Origin of the sequence: Helicobacter sp. MIT 03-1616, from assembly GCF_000765685.2 — a bacterium.
GTDB classification, from domain to species: Bacteria; Campylobacterota; Campylobacteria; order Campylobacterales; family Helicobacteraceae; genus Helicobacter_C; species Helicobacter_C typhlonius.
Genome location: NZ_JROY02000011.1, coordinates 1 through 16,960, shown reverse-complemented (window position 1 = coordinate 16,960; position 16,960 = coordinate 1). Strand labels below are relative to the sequence as shown.

Sequence of the window (16,960 nt, the reverse complement as noted above, 5' to 3'; positions counted from 1 at the left end):
TTTAATATATTTTAACTTGTTAGAATATCCCAAGTTTTCACAAAATATTCACAAAGGAGAATAGAATGAGCATTACCCTCAATCCTTACTTAATGCTACTTGTTTTTGTTACCTTTATGCTTCTTATTTTCTTGCTAAATCAATGGCTTTTCAAACCTATGCTTGCTTTTATGAGTAATAGAGATAGCTTTATTGACCAAGAAATTACAAATACACAGGGTTACAGAGGTGAAATAGATGAAATTGAAAAAGAAATTGCACGAACTCTGTCTTTGGCGCGCAAAGAGGCGGCACAGATTCTAGAAAGTGCTACAAAAGAGGCAAAAACTAACTATGAAGAAAAAATTAATGCAAAGAAAGTAGAGAATGAGAGCAAACTCGCACAAGCCAAGCAAGAGCTAGAGGAGCAAAAATCGCAGCTTTATGCAGAGCTGCTTGAGCAACTTCCTGTTTTTAAAAATGCACTTAATGCAAAACTCGAGCAAATATAAGGGGGTATAATGAAAAAGATTCTATGTGTGGCATTACTTTTATTTTTCCCGTCCTTTCTTCTCGCTTCTGCTGGAATAGAAGGAAGCGACTTTGTGGAACGTATTATAAACTTTGTAATTTTCGTAGCAATTTTATGGTATTTTGCTTTCGATCCGATCAAAGGTTTGTTTGTCAATAGAAAAAATGCCATAGCTGCTCGTCTTCAAGAAGCGCAAAGTAACCTCCACAAGGCTAAACAAGAAAAAGAAGAAGCACAAAAACGCTTAGAAGAGAGTAAAGAAAGGGGCAAATCTATCGTTAATGCGGCGAAACAAGAGGCATACTTGGTAGAGCAGAGATACAACGGACAAATCAAGAAAGATGTAGAGGCGTTAAGATATGCTTTAGAGTCAAATATTGAATTTGAGCGAAGAAAAGTGGTGCAGGAAAGTGTCAATAAACTCCTTAATACACTCATTAAGAGCAATGATATTCATCTTAATAAAGAGGAATATGTAAACATCATTACCAAAAGGATTTCATAATGCTTCATATCGTTGCAAAAAAATACACACAAGCCCTTATGGATTCTGTAAGTGATTTGGACGAAGTGCTCCATATTTTGAAGGGATTTTCTAATGTCCTTAGGGAAAAGAAAAATGCAGACATTATCGCCTCGCCATTTTTGAGCAAGTCCCAAAAGGAGCAGTTTTTACTGGAAAGTGTAAGCAAGGTTGGTAAGGTAGATACAAAGTTAGAAAACTTTTTCCGTCTTTTGGCGGAAGCAGATAGAATCTTGTTGATACCATACATAGCTAGTGAATTAGAGAAGTGCCTGCTTGCACGCAGGAAGGAATATGCAGCCACGCTTGTAACAAAGGAAGAATTAGACAGCGCTACGTTGGACAAGATTCAATCTGCTTTAGCTAAGAAGCTTGGCGTAAAGCTTAGCATCATGCAGGAGTTAAGTGGGGCAGAGGGCATTAAGTTGAGCGTTGAGGATTTGGGCATTGAGGTATCTTTTTCCAAAGAACGTTTTAGTAGTGATCTCAAATATCACATTCTAAAAGCACTTTAATTTAACACAAGGAGAGAAAAGTGACAACAAAAATCAAGTCAGAAGAGATTAGTTCAATCATCAAAGAGCGTATTGATAGCTTCAATATCAATATTGATATTAGCGAAACTGGCAAGGTTATCGCTTATGCTGATGGTGTGGCAAAAGTGTATGGTCTCAACAATGTAATGTATTACGAAATGGTAGAATTTGACACAGGTGATACAGGTATTGCATTCAACCTCGAAGAAAGTAGTGTTGGTGTCGTGGTGCTTGGTTCTGGTCGCACGATTAAAGAAGGAACTTCTGTAAAACGTCTTAAAAAACTTATGAAAGTGCCTGTGGGTGATGCAGTTGTAGGGCGCGTTATCAATACACTCGGTGAGCCACTTGATGGCAAGGGTGCGATTGAAGCAAGTGAATTCCGCTTTATTGAGGAAAAAGCACCGGGCATTATGGCACGTAAGTCAGTGCATCAGCCATTACAAACAGGACTTAAAGCAATTGACGCGCTTGTGCCAATCGGTAGAGGACAAAGAGAGCTTATCATCGGCGATAGACAAACTGGTAAAACAACAGTTGCAGTTGATACAATCATTAACCAGAAAGGACAAGATGTTATATGTATCTATGTTGCTGTGGGACAAAAAGAATCTACGGTTGCACACGTGGTGCGTAGTCTCGAAGAATACGGGGCAATGGATTACACAGTCGTGGTAAATGCCCCTGCTTCATTCTCTGCGGCAATGCAATTTTTAGCACCTTACACAGGCGTTACAATTGGCGAATATTTTAGAGATAACGCAAGACACGCGCTTATCATCTATGATGACTTGAGCAAACACGCCGTGGCATATCGCGAAATGTCGCTTATCTTAAGACGCCCACCTGGACGTGAAGCTTTCCCCGGAGATGTATTCTATCTACACTCAAGACTTCTTGAAAGAGCTGCAAAGTTAAGCGATGAGTTAGGTGCTGGTTCTCTTACCGCGTTGCCTATCATTGAAACACAAGCAGGCGATGTGGCTGCATACATTCCTACAAATGTAATCTCTATTACTGATGGACAAATATTCCTCGAAACTGACTTGTTTAACTCAGGTATCCGCCCTGCGATTAATGTTGGTCTTTCTGTTTCTCGTGTGGGTGGTGCGGCGCAGATTAAAGCTACAAAACAAGTAGCAGGAACATTGCGACTTGACCTAGCTCAATACAGAGAGCTTCAAGCATTCTCGCAATTTGCCTCTGACCTTGATGAGACAAGTCGCAAACAGCTTGAAAGAGGACAAAGAATGGTTGAGATTCTAAAGCAGCCCCCATACTCGCCTCTTGCTATTGAAAAGCAAGTAATTATTATTTATGCTGGCGCAAATGGTTTACTTGATGATATCCCTGCTAATAAGGTGGTAGCATTTGAAGCGGATCTTTATCCATTCCTTGAAGCGAAATATCCCAAAATTCTTGAAAATATCAGCGCAAAGAAAGCACTTGATAAAGATATTGAGGCAGAGCTAAACAAAGCACTTGAAGAATTCAAAATAAACTTTGGAGCATAAAAAGGAGCTGCAATGGGGGGCAACCTTAAAGAAATAAGAAAGAAAATAACGAGTGTCAAAAACACGCAAAAGACTACTCGAGCGATGAAACTCGTTTCTAGCTCTAAGCTCAAAAAAGCTGAGGAATTAGCAAGGCGCTCTAGAGTCTATGCGAAACAACTCAGCGCGATGTTTAATGATGTCGTGGCAAGAGTGCGCTTGCGTGGATTAGACAGTATCAATAGTGCCTATTTTGCAAAGTCAAAAGACCGCGAAATCAAAAAGCTTGATATTGTTTTTATCACAGCCGATAAAGGCTTGTGCGGTGGATTCAATACTGCTACGATCAAAGAAGTAGTACGGCTTATGGAATCTTATAAATCACAGGGTATAAAGGTGCGCTTAAGGGGCATTGGCAAAAAGGGTATTTCGTTTTTTGCTTTCAATGACATAGAGGTGCTTGACAAAGCGGTGGGTTTAAGCTCTATGCCTACTTTTGAGAAAGCTGAAAACTTTATCAACAATGTTGTTAATGATTTCTTAAATGGTGCAACAGATGAAGTGATTATTGTGCATAATGGCTTCAAGAATATGATTTCTCAAGAACTTGAAGTTCAGGCGGTGTTGCCACTTACTATTAATATCAACGAAGCAGAGCAAGTCTCTACGCTTAATGTTGAGCCCGAAGATGGAGAGGATGAGGTGCTTGATACGCTTGCGAGAAAATATATTCAATACAATATGTATTACGCACTAGTAGATTCTCTAGCAGCTGAGCATAGTGCTAGAATCCAAGCAATGGATGCAGCTACAAACAATGCGGGTGATTTAGTGAGAAGCCTCACAATCGCTCTAAATAAAGCGCGACAAGAAGCAATCACAACAGAGCTTGTTGAGATTAATGCCGGTGTCGAGGCGATTAAATAAATATACAAAGGAGAAAGAATGCAAGGTAAAATTACACAAGTGATGGGTCCGGTGGTAGATGTTGAGTTTAGCTCTTATCTACCAATGATTAACGAAGCAATTGATGTTACTTTTCAAATTGAAGGGCAAGAGCATAGGCTTGTCTTAGAAGTTGCTGCACATCTTGGCGATAATCGTGTGCGAACAATTGCGATGGATATGACAGAGGGACTTACCCGTGGGCAGGAAGTCAAGGCTCGTGGTAAAATGATTGAAGTGCCAGTGGGTGAAGCTGTGCTTGGCAGAATCTTTAATGTAACAGGTGATATTATTGATGGTGGTGAGCCTCTTAGTAGTGACCAACTCAAATGGGGTATTCATAGAGAAGCTCCAACCTTTGAGCAACAAAGCACAAGAACAGAAATGTTTGAAACAGGTATTAAGGTTGTTGATTTATTGGCTCCTTATTCAAAGGGTGGAAAAGTGGGACTCTTTGGTGGTGCTGGTGTGGGCAAAACCGTTGTGATTATGGAGCTTATCCACAATGTTGCTTATAAGCATAGCGGATATTCAGTATTTGCCGGTGTGGGTGAGCGCACAAGAGAGGGAAATGACCTCTATAATGAAATGAAAGAAGGTGGCGTTTTAGATAAAGTTGCTCTATGCTACGGACAAATGAATGAGCCACCGGGCGCAAGAAACCGCATCGCCTTTACAGGTTTGACAATGGCAGAGTATTTCCGCGATGAAAAAGGGCTTGATGTGCTTATGTTTATCGACAATATTTTCCGCTATGCACAATCTGGTTCTGAGATGTCAGCACTCCTTGGACGCATTCCTTCAGCTGTGGGGTATCAACCTACACTCGCTGGTGAAATGGGCAAGCTTCAAGAACGTATTACATCAACCAAGAAGGGCTCTATTACCTCTGTTCAGGCGGTATATGTCCCTGCGGACGACTTGACTGACCCTGCTCCTGCATCTGTGTTCTCACACCTTGATGCAACAACAGTGCTCAACAGAAAGATATCAGAAAAGGGCATTTATCCAGCGGTGGATCCACTCGATTCTACTTCTAGAATCCTTAGTCCGCAAGTTGTTGGTGAAGAGCATTATGCAGTTGCGACAGGGATTCAACAAGTGCTCCAAAAATATAAAGACTTGCAAGACATCATCGCTATTTTGGGTATGGACGAGCTTTCCGAAGAAGATAAGCAAATTGTTGATAGAGCAAGAAAGATTGAGAAATTCCTTTCACAACCATTCTTTGTAGCAGAGATTTTCACAGGGAGTCCGGGCAAGTATGTAACGCTTGAAGAAACACTTGAAGGATTCAAAGGCATTTTGGAAGGTAAATATGACAATATACCCGAAAATGCTTTCTATATGGTCGGCAATATCCAAGAGGTACTAGAAAAAGCACAAAAAATCAAAAGTGCATAGGGGATGGAATGGAAAAAATCACACTAAGTATCGCAACTCCATACGGAAGCATCTTTGATGGTGAAGTGAAGTATGTCATTGTGCCCGGAAGCGAGGGGGAGTTTGGTGTTTTTCCCGGACACTGCGACTTGCTCTCTCTGCTTAAGATTGGCATTATTGAATTTGAGACTTTAGATGGCGATAAGGGATTCATAGCGATTAATTGGGGACACGCGCAAATCTCCCAAACCGGCACAAAAACAGATGTAAAGATTATTGCCGATGGTGCGGTAGCCATTATGGGCAATACAGAGTCAGGAGTCGCAACTGCTATTCAAGAAGCTAGAGCATTACTAGAAGGAGCCTCCAACGATACTTCTCTTATCGGCACGGTGGTTTCTCGCGTTGAGACTATTGCAAAAAACAGAATCTAGTGATGGATATCTTCAAAACTTTCTTTGCAGAAAGCACAATAACAACTATTATTGTGCTTTTGTGGCTCTCACTCTATTTTCTCACTACTCTTTGGATATATATTTACAAAAGCTTCACGCTTAGTGATTGGTTGGCAACGGAGAAGCATTATCTTGATATGCTTGTGGCTAAGAGTATCCTCATACCAAAAAACACTTTCATAAATGCCCTGCTCGAAAAAAGCGAAGGGCGCGTTTCGCGAGAGATTTTGCAAGTATGGAAGCTCAAAGCCACTCAAAAAGCCACTTCTTCACTCGTTTTTTTAAATATCATTGCCTCTACTGCACCTTTTATTGGACTATTTGGCACGGTAGTTGAGATTCTAGAAACCTTTAGTGTGCTAGGAGGTGGTAATGTCTCTTTTGATGTGATAGCCCCTGTCATATCAAAAGCCCTCGTGGCAACCGCTGCTGGTATTTTAGTAGCCATCCCTGCATACACATTTGCCCTGCTACTCAAGCGTAAAGCCTACCACATCATCACATACATTCAAATGCAAATTGACCTTACACTTTCAAACAAGTAGGATTCTATGCAAAATGATGAATTTGACTGGGAAGAAAAACCCGAGCTCAACATAACACCGCTTGTTGATATTATGCTCGTGCTTTTGGCGATACTTATGGTGAGCACCCCTACTATTACTTACCAAGAGGATATTACTCTCCCAAAAGGCTCAAAATCAAAGAAAATGGCGCAAGATTCTATGATTGAAATTCGTGTGAGCACGGATAGAAAGATTTATATCCGCGACAATGTGTATGAGTTTAAAAACTTCGCAGATAGCTTTGTGCTTTTTAGCAAAAGCTTCGATAAAAACATCAGCGTTTTTATAAGGGCTGATAAGAATCTTAAATATGAAGATGTGATTTATATCCTCAAAACCGCTAAAGAAGCTGGTTTTCTCAAAGTATCCCTCATCACTAGTAGCTAGAACTATGAATAATGCTCTTTTATTTATCACGAGTGGTATTATCTCATTTTGCATATATTCCCTACTTATTATTGCGCTTGTTTTTACACTTTTTCGTTCAAATCCCACGCATTACGCCGCACTTAATGAATCTGCCCTATCGCTACACGCTATAAGCATAGAGGCTATTATAGATGATAAACCCACCCCTAGCAAAAGTAGCCAACCAGCCCTCAATAGCCCTCTTGCTGGTTCTGGTATTAAGGATATGTTTAGCAAGATTGATAGTGATATACCAGCACAAAATGCAGAAATAGGCGACAATAGAGAAAAAGTCGAGCAAAATAGCAAGGAGCAAAAGCTTAAAGATTTACAAGCAAGTGCAGAATCTTTGCAAAAACAGCTGAATACCTTAAGCAATCTCACCATAAGCGCAAACACCAATCAAAGTGATGGAGAATATGATGAGTGGTATGCACAAATTGAAAAAATGATGTTTCAACAATGGCAGCAAACATTTTATGTAGAGGAAAAATTACAGGCTTTGGTGCATATTGTCATCACAAGCAATGGTAATTTTAGCTATAAAGTTGTAAAATACGCGGGCAATGTGGCATTTGATGATTCGCTTAAGGCGATGCTTGAGGAATGTATCAAGATTCACTTCCCACCCCACCCTAAGGGCAAAAGGGAAATTGCCATAACATTTAAAAATTGATTTACGCACAAAGGAGTCCTATGAGAATTTTTACTTTGATTTTGCTACTTACCCTAAATCTTTTCGCTATTGATGCGACAATAGAGATTGTAAAAAATACAAACAAGATTCCATATATTGTTGTCGAACGACTAGATTCTGACAATACAGAATTTGGCAATAAGATTCTAAAAATGCTCATAGCTGACTTGAAAGTAAGCGGACATTTTCAAGCAAATGACGGGGGTATAAAGAAGCCTTCTTCTATCGCATACAAAGAATATGCAGATAAAAAAATTGACCTATTAGCGCAGATTAAAGTAAACAAGTCTTCAAATAATCTCGTTGGCACAATTTCACTCTATGATATAAATACCTCAAAGCATATTTACACTAAAGACTATACAGAAAACGACCTTAAACGATTCCCGTTTATTGCGCACAATATGGCTATTGATGTCAATGGCTACATACGCGCACCCAGCATTCAATGGATGAAACGCCTCGTAGTGCTCTCTCAATACACCAATTCCGGCAATAGTGAGATTCTCATCGCAGATTACACCTTGACTTATCAAAAAGTAGTTGTCAAAGGTGGGCTCAATATTTTCCCTAAGTGGGCAGATTCAAAACAAGAGAGCATTTATTATACAAAATACCTTGAAGTGCCCACTATTGTAAGGCATAATCTCGCCACAGGACAAATTGAACAGCTCGTAGGAAGCGAAGGCGCGGCTATGGTCTCTGATGTGAGTAAAAATGGAGAGAATCTTATTCTTAGCCTATCGCCCAATACCCTTTCGGATTTGTATATCTACAATGTGAGAAGCAAGAATCTACGCCGCTTAACGAATTATTCGGGTATTGATGTAGATGGTAAGTTTGTAAATGATGATAAAGAAATCATCTTTGTATCCGACAGACTTGGCTACCCAAATATTTTTATGATGAGAATTGATGGGGGTGGCACAGAACAGGTTGTTTTACACGGACGCAACAATAGCGCAGTAACTTCAAATGGCAAGTATGCGGTTTATACAAGCAGAGAGACAAATAATGAGTTTGGAAGCAACACTTTCAATCTCTATCTTATTTCACTTGCGCCTGGCTCAAACTATATCCGCCGCCTCACCGCAAATGGCAAGAATCAAATGCCCAAATACTCAAGTGATGGTGGAAGCATTATGTATGTTAAGCATTACAAGGCGCAAAGTGCGTTAGGCATCATTCGTGTAGATTATAATACAAATTATTTTTTCCCACTCACAAAGATGAAAATTCAGGCATTTGATTGGTAAATTTATATATATTTACTTTTGTAGCTTAGAATAATTGGTATCTTAAATATCACAAGGAGTTAGTATGAAAAAGTATTTAGCTATAGGTGCTTTGGTAGCACTTATTTCAGTTGGTTGTTCAGAGCCAGAGGCTGCTGATGGAGGAAGTGGAACTTCTGCTAGCGGTAGCGATAATTTTGTGAAACTCACAGATGCTGCTGAAGGATATGCGCAAGTATTGTTTGACTTTGATAAATATGATATTCGTCAAGATATGGAAGAAAAAGTAAATAACAGTGCTACCGCCCTTAAAAATACAGGAGCAAATGTCGTGCTTGAAGGACACACAGACTCTTATGGGTCAGATGCGTATAACTATGCACTTGGCACAAAGAGAGCAAATGCAGTAAAAAATGCACTTACTGCTCGTGGTGTAAATGCCTCTCAAATTAAAACCGTGAGTTATGGCGAAAGCAAACCCACTTGTTCAGTCGATACTCCTGATTGTAATCAGGCGAATAGACGCGTTGAGTTTAAGCTATCAAAATAACTTCAAGTTGGAGGCTAGAATTTGCTGAAGCATTGTGTTTTTCTCGCACCTCTTTTTCTAGTCTTTAGCCTCAATGGTGAGCCATCTGCTTTTGAAAAGCAGAGTGGCGTTACCAAAAACGATATAAAAACCTTACAGAATCTCGTCAGCAAACTTCAGCAGAAAGTAGATAGTATAGGACAAGCCCAAGAGGGTATCTCCAGCCTTTATGAATCTCAAAGCAGCAAACTACACCAGCAAGTCTCACAGGGTGTGCAAAATGCAAAAGACATTGAGGAGATAAAAGCACAGCTGGATACAAACTCAAAGGACATTGCAACTATCAAGGCTCAAATGAAAGAGATTAATGCGACACTCACAACGCTTAGTCAAACAATTCTTAGCGAGCTAAAGGAGCTAAGCAATAATCCCATACAGACTACAAGCACAAATCAAAAGAATACAGCAACAAATAAACAAGCAGATTCAAAAGCCCCAACTTTCACAAAAGACAAGGCAAAAAGGGCGGATATTTTTACCCAAGCCCAAAATCTTTTTAACAAAAAAGAGTATGAATCTGCCAAAGTGCGCTTTGAATGGCTCATCGAGATAAACTACAAAAAGGCACATAGCTCTTTCTATCTTGCTGAAATTGCCTTTGCAAACAAAAGCCACAACGAGGCAATTAAGCTTTACAAAGAGAGTGCAATAGCAAATGACAAGGCTTCATATATGCCTACACTTCTGCTTCATACTGCGCAATCTTTCAACGCTATCAAAGATACAAAAAACTATAATAGGTTCTTGGATACTTTGATAAGCAACTATCCTTCGAGCAAAGAAGCTCAAAGTGCCAAAAATTTAAAATCTAAAAATAAGGACAAAAATGATTACTCAAAATAAAATCGTAAGTATTGAATACGAAGTGTTTAATCAAGCAGACAATGCCTTGCTTGATTCTAATAAGGGCGGTGCACCACTTGAATTTCTAGTAGGCTCTGGGCAAATCATAAGTGGGCTTGAAAATGCCCTTATGGGTGCAAGCATAGGCGATAATATCAAGGCTACTATCGCTCCCGAAGATGCTTATGGCACATATCAAAGCGACTTCGTGCAAGAAGTGCCAAGGGAACAATTTGAGGGCATTGAGCTAAAGGCTGGTATGACGCTTTTTGGTCAAGGTGAAGACGGACAAACCGTGCAAGTAAGCGTGAAAGACTTTAACGATAATGTTGTGATTATCGACTACAACCACCCTCTAGCAGGAAAAACTTTGCAATTTGATGTAAAAGTAATTGATGTGCGCGAAGCCACCGAAATGGAAATTTTGCAAGGTGGCGTAGGTGGCGGCTGTGGCTGTGGAAGTGGCGGAGGCGGTGGAGGCTGCTGCGGTGGCGGAGGACATAGCGGTGGAGGCTGTGGCTGTTCGCACTAATTTTTAGAATCTACATAAATGTCTAGATTCTATTCAAGTAGCCCAAAAACCAAAATAGCTTCATTTTGCGATTGTGTGCGTTATTAGAATCTTTGGAATCTTAAGCCCACATTGGTGGGTGGATTGCCAAAACTCGCACAAAATTGCAACCCGAGCGTGAATTTATCATATTGTTTATAGAATCTAACCATAATTTACTCCCATTCACTTGATTTTTTTGAATCTAAAGTATAAAATGCAGATTTTATTAGATGAGTTCTAGTAATGGAGGGCAAATATCTCTGGTGGGTATCGTGGGCTTCAAACCCATTGAGAGGCTAGGTGTCTAGTCTCTGGGGAGTTCGATTCTCTCGCCTTCCTGCCAACTTGAGCATTAGATTCTTAACTTAAGGATTTCTTATGGAAGAACAACTTATGGCACTCGCAGTTCAAACCTACAAGCTCACACTCATTCTCTCGCTCCCTATGCTTTTAGCTGGACTTATCGTGGGGCTACTCGTGAGTATTTTTCAAGCTACTACGCAAATCAATGAAATGACACTCACTTTTGTGCCTAAGATTCTAGCCGTGGTTGTCGTCATCATATTTGCTATGCCTTGGATGATGAATATGATTACAGAATACGCGCGTATGCTCTTTACGATGATTTCTAATATCAATTTTTAGCCATAAATGCAAAGCAAAGTTATTGACTTCTCCGCGTATTCAAGCCTCAAAATCGGTGTCCCGCTTGAAGTTTTTGTGATAGAAAGCCCTCAAGACTTGCAAGAGGCTTTAAGCAAAAATCTCCGCATTATTGGCAAAGCAAACAATCTCCTTGTTTCCCCAAATGCTCAAAATCTTGCCGTGCTGGGTAAAAATTTTGCCTATCTTACCGAGCAAGATAATCTTATAGAAATTGGCGGAGCATATAGCTCTGGGCGGATTTTTAGTTATTTCAAATCACATAATCTTAATGGGCTAGAGTTTCTTAATGCCCTGCCCGGCAGCCTTGGCGGACTTATCAAAATGAATGCGGGAATGAAAAGCTATGAAATTAAAAATATTTTGCACTCAGTGAATATCAATGGGCAGTGGCAAAGTATAGAATCTATCTCGATGAATTACCGCCATAGTGGCATTAGCGGCATTATCCTTGCGGCAAGATTCTATAAAAAAGTGGGCTTTGATATGGCTATTTGGGAAGAGTGCGTAGCCTTGCGTAAATCCCACCCGCACGAGCCAAGCTGTGGTAGCTGCTTTAAAAATCCTAAAGGAGACTTTGCAGGAAGACTTTTAGAATCTGTGGGCTTAAAAGGCTTTTGCATTAACGATGCGGCATTGAGCGAGAAACACGCCAATTTTCTTATCAACAAAGGCAAGGCTACTTTTGATGACGCCCTCTCTCTTATTGCACTCGCTAAAAAACGGGTTTTTGAAGCAAATGGTATTGACTTAGAATGCGAAGTGCAGATTCTACACTAAATCATTCATACTTTTTTGAGTTTGAGAGCATAAATGCCACAAAACTCACAACTGCCATAATCCCTAGTGGTAATATAGGCGACATATAGCGGCTTTCTGCCACAGGCGTAAAAGCAGCGATAAAAAATGCGCTAAAGAATCCAGCAAATCCTATGCTAAAACTCAGTATGAGAAGTTTAACTGATGTTTGTGCTATCTTATCAATTTCTTTACACCTTATATATTTGACAAGCAAGAATCCCGCAAGGAGCATTACAGAAGCATTGAGTAGCACGCCCCATAGATGATTAAAAACAATGCGATGTGTATATAAAAAATCATAAATTTCCCTTTGTATCGGACTAAACACTATACTTCTTTCATTTTGAGAAAAACCACTTACAACTTGCAAATGATATGGATGCTGCGCTTTTTGCTCTAAAGCTGTTGCATTAAAAATCCATTGTGGTTGCTGAATCCACATTGCTTGAATAAATCTTAGCTCGTGTGCGACAAAGTAATGCGGGTATTTACATATTGCCTTTATCCATTGTTGGTGCAATCCATCTATCTTGCCATAAGGAATAGGACGCTCATCATCATATCCCCAAGACACATTGAATGGGTCGGCATTAAGCGGATATTTTTTATACAATGCCTTTATATCTTCCCAATTTTTATGTGGATAATACCACTCTTCTTTGAAGCAGCTTGAATCATTAGCAGGCACACACATTGCCGCAAGCTGAAGCAAAAATAGGTGATTGGCAGGATAAGCAGTTGAAGTTTTAAGAATCTTTGGAACAAAAATAACAATACAAAGACACACGAGCGCAGCACTCACTACGCCCTTTACATAGTGCCAAGTAAAGACTTTCTTATCTAATCCCCTATCGCATAGCCACATATACACAAGCACAAAACTCACAGGAAATACGCTAAAAATCGCATTATGTCGCCATAAAATCGCGCAAAAAAACACTATGCCTACGCTACACCATAAACCTATGCTTATATATCTCTTTTGCAACGGCACAAGGATTATAAAAAACACCATAGAATACCCGCAGAAAAGTAGCATTGGCAGCGCAAAGCTATGATACTGAATAAAATTTTGAAAATAAATATTGCCTACTAATAAAGGAAAGAGTAACGAAATTGCAAACACACTCTTAAAGCGCAAATAGAATCCCCACACAAGAAAGAAAAGCCCAGCATAAAAAGGCACGAGATTAAAAAGATAAAGATAATAAAGATGTTTGCCAAAAAGCGCGTAGAGGAATTCTAAAACATAAGATATAAATACCGGGTGTCCGTTATCCTTCGTCAATAATATAGAACTATATGTATCGCCAATGATATGGAATCCGGGGAATCCTAGCCAAAATTGAAATGCAAAAAGCAAAGCGATGAGTAAGCCGCTTATGCCAAGAAATATCTTATCTTTTTTGTTTAAAGTAAGTGTGTGAAGCAATGTTTTCTTAGGATAAGTTGTATTTAATTTCATAGAATCTCTTGCATACACATAAACAAACCCGCATATAAGCACATAAATCAATATACTCAAAGAGTGATACAACAAATAAGATTCAAAATGTGTAACATAGCTCAAAGTGCCTATATTTTTGCCTATTTGCAGCTCTTTATTTGTGTCAATATCAATATAATTCCAGCTTTGACGCACATCTCCTACTAATCCTATATCTTTGCTCCACTGCATATCAAGGAGTGAGATTGTTGCAAATTGTGTATGAGCGCGAAATATAGGATTATCAAACTTCAGTTTCACGCTATAAGTATATGCAGATTGCTTAGAATCTTTGATACAAGCATTTTCACATTCTTTATCAGCCAAACATCGTTCCTTGCATTCAAGCACGACATTAGAATGCACTATCATCGTGGCAGTATAGATTCTATCCTTACTCATTACCTTAAGCACACCAAAGCTAATGCATATAATCACAAATAGTGCAACCCAAAGCATTAGTGCGATTTTCACCCCACGACTTAATCTTTGAAAACTCTTTAACATTCCTTGTATCCTTGTTTATAAATCAATACTTTACGCGCAAAGAATCCATAAAATGCCACAATGCCAGAAGCTAAAATCTTTGCTATCATTGCTTCAATACCGCAAAAATCCACGCATATCCACAAAATCAAAGTGTTTAGTCCAATACCAATAAGATTTTGTATAGTATTGTCTAAAATCAAAGTATATGGAAAATCATTTAAATAAAGCAAAGTGCGAGAGTATGAGGGATATTTTAAAAATCAAAGTGAGACTAAAACTTTTGACATTTTTTGACACTTTTTAGACAAAAACTGACAGAATCCTCAACAAAACTATACACCATACCAAAGCTCCTAGACAATACCGCACATCGCTAAAATTCCTCAATAATCCCCACGCTACCCAAAAAAGCAAAAAGCCTTAAAGCCATATTGTGCTCTTTAAACACCCTTAAATCATTCGTTTAAAAAATCCTACAACCACACCGACAATGTCATATTCTCGCCCCTCTAGCTCTATATTTTCATAGCTCTTGTTATCACTTATAAGGCGGTATTTGGGAAGCTTTTGTAAGCGTTTAACATAGAGCTCATCATCAATACGCACTACACATATCTGCCCCTCTTTAGGCACACTCTTTTGGACTAGGAGTTGGCAATTCTCTGGGATTGTAGGAGACATAGAATCGCCTTTAGCAGTGATAATAGAAAGCCCAAGAAATGAGCTAAGCCCAAAGTGTGTGCGCAAAAAGCCTTTGTCTATGCCTACGCTTTGTGTGGGATACTCATCGTTTATCACGCCACCTCCTGCACTTGCGACTACATCATCATAAATAGGGATTTGAACTACATCAGTATTGATTTGAGCGGTAGGTTTGGGACTTATGGACAACTTATGGACACCATCATTAAGACTTATGGACTTTGACTTATGGACATTTTCGTTTTTTTCGACTAAGTAACACTCATCAGATGACTTAGTAACAGGACTTAGTAACGACTTAGTAACATTCTTAGAATGCTGGACATCATTTATAGGATTGCTGGACATTTGCTGGACAAAAAAAGATTTATCGCTGGACATACCTAACACATCAAATATTTTTTTTAATGTCCCAATCTGTATAGAATCTTCTTCCTGTTCATATCTACGCATAGTCCGTTCTGAAACACCGATAGCCTCTGCTAACTCTATTTGGCTTAATCCCATATCCTCTCTTAATTCCCTAATCATCATAAAATCCTTATTTTTGACAAAATTTACCTATAATACTTGACAATAGGTAAAAAATGTCCTATAATTACATCACTTTTAAGGTAATTATATCATAAAGATAGAAAATCTTAAAAGTGGTCGGGAGGGTGGGAAATCAGCCTGAAGGATTTGAGATGTTATGTTTCAAGTTCAAAAAGGTTGTGAAAATCAAGCTTCAAGTCTTTATCCGAGTAGGCAAACTTAGAATAAAGATAAAAGCTTGATGCAAACAATCTTCCTTCACCTTTTTGGTGGAGGTTAGATTGAATTGTAGCACAAAAGGAGTAAAAATGCAAAAAGATTCTATCCCCATTACGCAACAAATGTCTCAAAAAGGCATTAAGCTGCGCACTTGGTGCAAAGCGATGAGTTTAAGTGATGCAGATTATTTCATTATAAAGGATATATCTAAGGGTAAAATCAAGGGCATACGAGGTAGGAGCAAAGAGCTTAAAGAAATGCTTGAAACAGAGGGATTTTGTATCTAAGAAAGGAGTATCAATGAAAAAGAAGCAAAAGAGAGAAGAATGCAAAGCGTGGCTAAAGGGCGATAGAGACAACAATCTCAATTATGTTAGAGAGCTTTTAGAGGGCATACACTATATTGGTATGCGTAAGGATTTCTATGGGAAACACGCTTGTCTCAGCTCTCTTATTGTGAGGGTTGCGACTTGTATAGACGAGCTTGTGCCAGAAAAAAATGAATCCTCCGCAATACATCATCACGAGAGAGGGAGTATAGGTTTTGAAGAGATTGTGCGGCAAAATCTTTGTAAGAAAGACGGGCGTTCAACCAAAGGGAATCAATAATGTTATTACAAGAAATGTGTGCTTTTGCTAACATATAGAGGGCAGGAAAAATGAATATTGTTATCTTCGCATCATCCTTACCTAGCAAAGCTTCGTGTCTCTTTTTGGCGGTGAGTTTGATATATTTTGTAGCATTGGCAATTGTTTCATCACTAAGGGGCTCTATCTTTATATCTTCGTCTTGCCTGCAGTCTTCAATGAGGGATTCTATCTGCTCTAATACTGAATTAGGTAATTCTTTGAGCATATCAATTGCAATATTTTCAAGACTAGAGAAATATTTTAAAGTTTTTTTCATTAGGACAACCTTCTTTGGTTTATTATAACATAAAAATAGATGAGGAATCATAATGGGACAATGGGTAAGTAGCAAGGAGTTCGCAAAAGCGCATAGCGTTAAAATAGATACCCTATATAAAACAATTCAACGCAATTCAAAATGCGAGAAAAAAATTTGCAAAATTATAGGCAAATTTTGTCCTATATTGTATGCAAATGGACATATTGGAGGTAATGCTGGTAAAGTCCTCCGCATTTGGAGTGAGCCATTTAAGACGCAAGCAGAGGCAGAGGCGTTTGTGGAATCTTATATAAAAGCACAAGAGGCTTCTTTTCAAAAGATTACAACACCTACAACACTTACAACACCGCATAAAATAGGCACTTCTAGCGTTTTAGCACAAGAGCAAGCAAAAGCCTTGAGCTGTCCATCACACTTTA

Annotated in this window: 21 protein-coding genes, 1 tRNA gene and 1 pseudogene; 20 read left to right on the top strand and 3 right to left on the bottom strand. The window is 39.1% G+C overall.

Annotation, left to right across the window (positions count from 1 at the left end):
• Positions 1-65: 65 nt before the first annotated feature.
• The 17 genes from LS67_RS07745 (at position 66) to LS67_RS07670 (ending at position 12,180) form a co-directional block, all read left to right on the top strand.
• Positions 66-491, top strand: a complete 426-nt coding sequence (locus LS67_RS07745) for a FoF1 ATP synthase subunit B' (protein ID WP_034326865.1) — start codon at positions 66-68, stop codon at positions 489-491.
• 9 nt (positions 492-500) lie between these two features.
• Positions 501-1,016 (top strand): F0F1 ATP synthase subunit B, encoded by a 516-nt coding sequence (locus LS67_RS07740; protein ID WP_034326864.1) that lies wholly within the window; start codon positions 501-503, stop codon positions 1,014-1,016.
• Positions 1,016-1,549 carry a F0F1 ATP synthase subunit delta gene (locus tag LS67_RS07735; RefSeq protein ID WP_034326863.1) on the top strand — a complete coding sequence of 178 codons (534 nt, stop codon included), beginning with the start codon at positions 1,016-1,018 and terminating at the stop codon, positions 1,547-1,549. The genes LS67_RS07740 and LS67_RS07735 overlap by 1 nt, the downstream gene beginning before the upstream one ends.
• Before the next feature lie 20 nt (positions 1,550-1,569).
• Complete coding sequence (atpA, locus tag LS67_RS07730) at positions 1,570-3,084, top strand: F0F1 ATP synthase subunit alpha (protein ID WP_034326861.1); 1,515 nt, start codon at positions 1,570-1,572, stop codon at positions 3,082-3,084.
• A 12-nt stretch (positions 3,085-3,096) separates the two neighbouring features.
• On the top strand, positions 3,097-3,990 hold the full coding sequence (gene atpG / locus LS67_RS07725; RefSeq protein WP_034326859.1) for an ATP synthase F1 subunit gamma: 894 nt from the start codon (positions 3,097-3,099) through the stop codon (positions 3,988-3,990).
• An 18-nt stretch (positions 3,991-4,008) separates the two neighbouring features.
• Complete coding sequence (gene atpD / locus LS67_RS07720) at positions 4,009-5,412, top strand: F0F1 ATP synthase subunit beta (protein WP_034326858.1); 1,404 nt, start codon at positions 4,009-4,011, stop codon at positions 5,410-5,412.
• An 8-nt stretch (positions 5,413-5,420) separates the two neighbouring features.
• Positions 5,421-5,825 carry an ATP synthase F1 subunit epsilon gene (gene atpC / locus LS67_RS07715; RefSeq protein ID WP_034326856.1) on the top strand — a complete coding sequence of 135 codons (405 nt, stop codon included), beginning with the start codon at positions 5,421-5,423 and terminating at the stop codon, positions 5,823-5,825.
• Positions 5,826-5,827: 2 nt separating this feature from the next.
• Positions 5,828-6,391: a MotA/TolQ/ExbB proton channel family protein gene (locus tag LS67_RS07710; RefSeq protein WP_034326855.1), complete on the top strand. Its 564-nt coding sequence runs from the start codon at positions 5,828-5,830 to the stop codon at positions 6,389-6,391.
• A gap of 6 nt (positions 6,392-6,397) precedes the next feature.
• Entirely contained in the window at positions 6,398-6,799 is a 402-nt protein-coding gene (locus LS67_RS07705; protein ID WP_034326854.1) for an ExbD/TolR family protein, read from the top strand.
• A 4-nt stretch (positions 6,800-6,803) separates the two neighbouring features.
• Complete coding sequence (locus tag LS67_RS07700) at positions 6,804-7,496, top strand: TonB C-terminal domain-containing protein (RefSeq protein ID WP_034326852.1); 693 nt, start codon at positions 6,804-6,806, stop codon at positions 7,494-7,496.
• Between the two features lie 20 nt (positions 7,497-7,516).
• Positions 7,517-8,773 (top strand): Tol-Pal system protein TolB, encoded by a 1,257-nt coding sequence (gene tolB / locus LS67_RS07695; protein ID WP_034326851.1) that lies wholly within the window; start codon positions 7,517-7,519, stop codon positions 8,771-8,773.
• A gap of 64 nt (positions 8,774-8,837) precedes the next feature.
• The gene (locus LS67_RS07690; RefSeq protein ID WP_034326849.1) at positions 8,838-9,302 is read left to right on the top strand and encodes an OmpA family protein; all 465 of its coding nucleotides are present in this window, start codon (positions 8,838-8,840) and stop codon (positions 9,300-9,302) included.
• Between the two features lie 21 nt (positions 9,303-9,323).
• Positions 9,324-10,184 (top strand): tetratricopeptide repeat protein, encoded by an 861-nt coding sequence (locus LS67_RS07685; protein WP_236096375.1) that lies wholly within the window; start codon positions 9,324-9,326, stop codon positions 10,182-10,184.
• Positions 10,168-10,716, top strand: a complete 549-nt coding sequence (locus tag LS67_RS07680) for an FKBP-type peptidyl-prolyl cis-trans isomerase (protein WP_034326848.1) — start codon at positions 10,168-10,170, stop codon at positions 10,714-10,716. Before LS67_RS07685 ends, LS67_RS07680 begins: the two co-directional genes overlap by 17 nt.
• A 265-nt stretch (positions 10,717-10,981) precedes the next feature.
• Positions 10,982-11,080: transfer RNA gene (locus tag LS67_RS09520), tRNA-Sec, on the top strand.
• A 35-nt stretch (positions 11,081-11,115) separates the two neighbouring features.
• The gene (gene fliQ, locus LS67_RS07675) at positions 11,116-11,382 is read left to right on the top strand and encodes a flagellar biosynthesis protein FliQ (protein WP_034326847.1); all 267 of its coding nucleotides are present in this window, start codon (positions 11,116-11,118) and stop codon (positions 11,380-11,382) included.
• 6 nt (positions 11,383-11,388) lie between these two features.
• Positions 11,389-12,180 (top strand): UDP-N-acetylmuramate dehydrogenase, encoded by a 792-nt coding sequence (locus tag LS67_RS07670; protein WP_034326845.1) that lies wholly within the window; start codon positions 11,389-11,391, stop codon positions 12,178-12,180.
• A 1-nt stretch (position 12,181) separates the two neighbouring features.
• On the opposite strand, the gene LS67_RS07665 is transcribed toward LS67_RS07670, so the two are convergent.
• From LS67_RS07665 to LS67_RS07655, 3 genes are all read right to left on the bottom strand, one after another.
• Positions 12,182-14,194, bottom strand: a complete 2,013-nt coding sequence (locus LS67_RS07665; protein WP_034326843.1) for a hypothetical protein — start codon at positions 14,192-14,194, stop codon at positions 12,182-12,184.
• Positions 14,188-14,376: a GtrA family protein gene (locus tag LS67_RS07660; RefSeq protein WP_201274031.1), complete on the bottom strand. Its 189-nt coding sequence runs from the start codon at positions 14,374-14,376 to the stop codon at positions 14,188-14,190. Before LS67_RS07660 ends, LS67_RS07665 begins: the two co-directional genes overlap by 7 nt.
• A gap of 250 nt (positions 14,377-14,626) precedes the next feature.
• Positions 14,627-15,409, bottom strand: a complete 783-nt coding sequence (locus tag LS67_RS07655; RefSeq protein WP_052099852.1) for an XRE family transcriptional regulator — start codon at positions 15,407-15,409, stop codon at positions 14,627-14,629.
• A gap of 311 nt (positions 15,410-15,720) precedes the next feature.
• Here LS67_RS07655 and LS67_RS07650 point away from each other — a divergent pair, with 311 nt between their 5' ends.
• From LS67_RS07650 to LS67_RS07640, 3 genes and pseudogenes are all read left to right on the top strand, one after another.
• A complete protein-coding gene (locus LS67_RS07650; protein WP_034326840.1) occupies positions 15,721-15,918 on the top strand; it encodes a hypothetical protein in 198 nt (65 codons plus the stop codon).
• 13 nt (positions 15,919-15,931) lie between these two features.
• Positions 15,932-16,240 carry a hypothetical protein gene (locus LS67_RS07645; protein WP_034326839.1) on the top strand — a complete coding sequence of 103 codons (309 nt, stop codon included), beginning with the start codon at positions 15,932-15,934 and terminating at the stop codon, positions 16,238-16,240.
• A 350-nt stretch (positions 16,241-16,590) separates the two neighbouring features.
• Positions 16,591-16,960: pseudogene (locus LS67_RS07640) on the top strand (hypothetical protein); the annotation flags it as partial.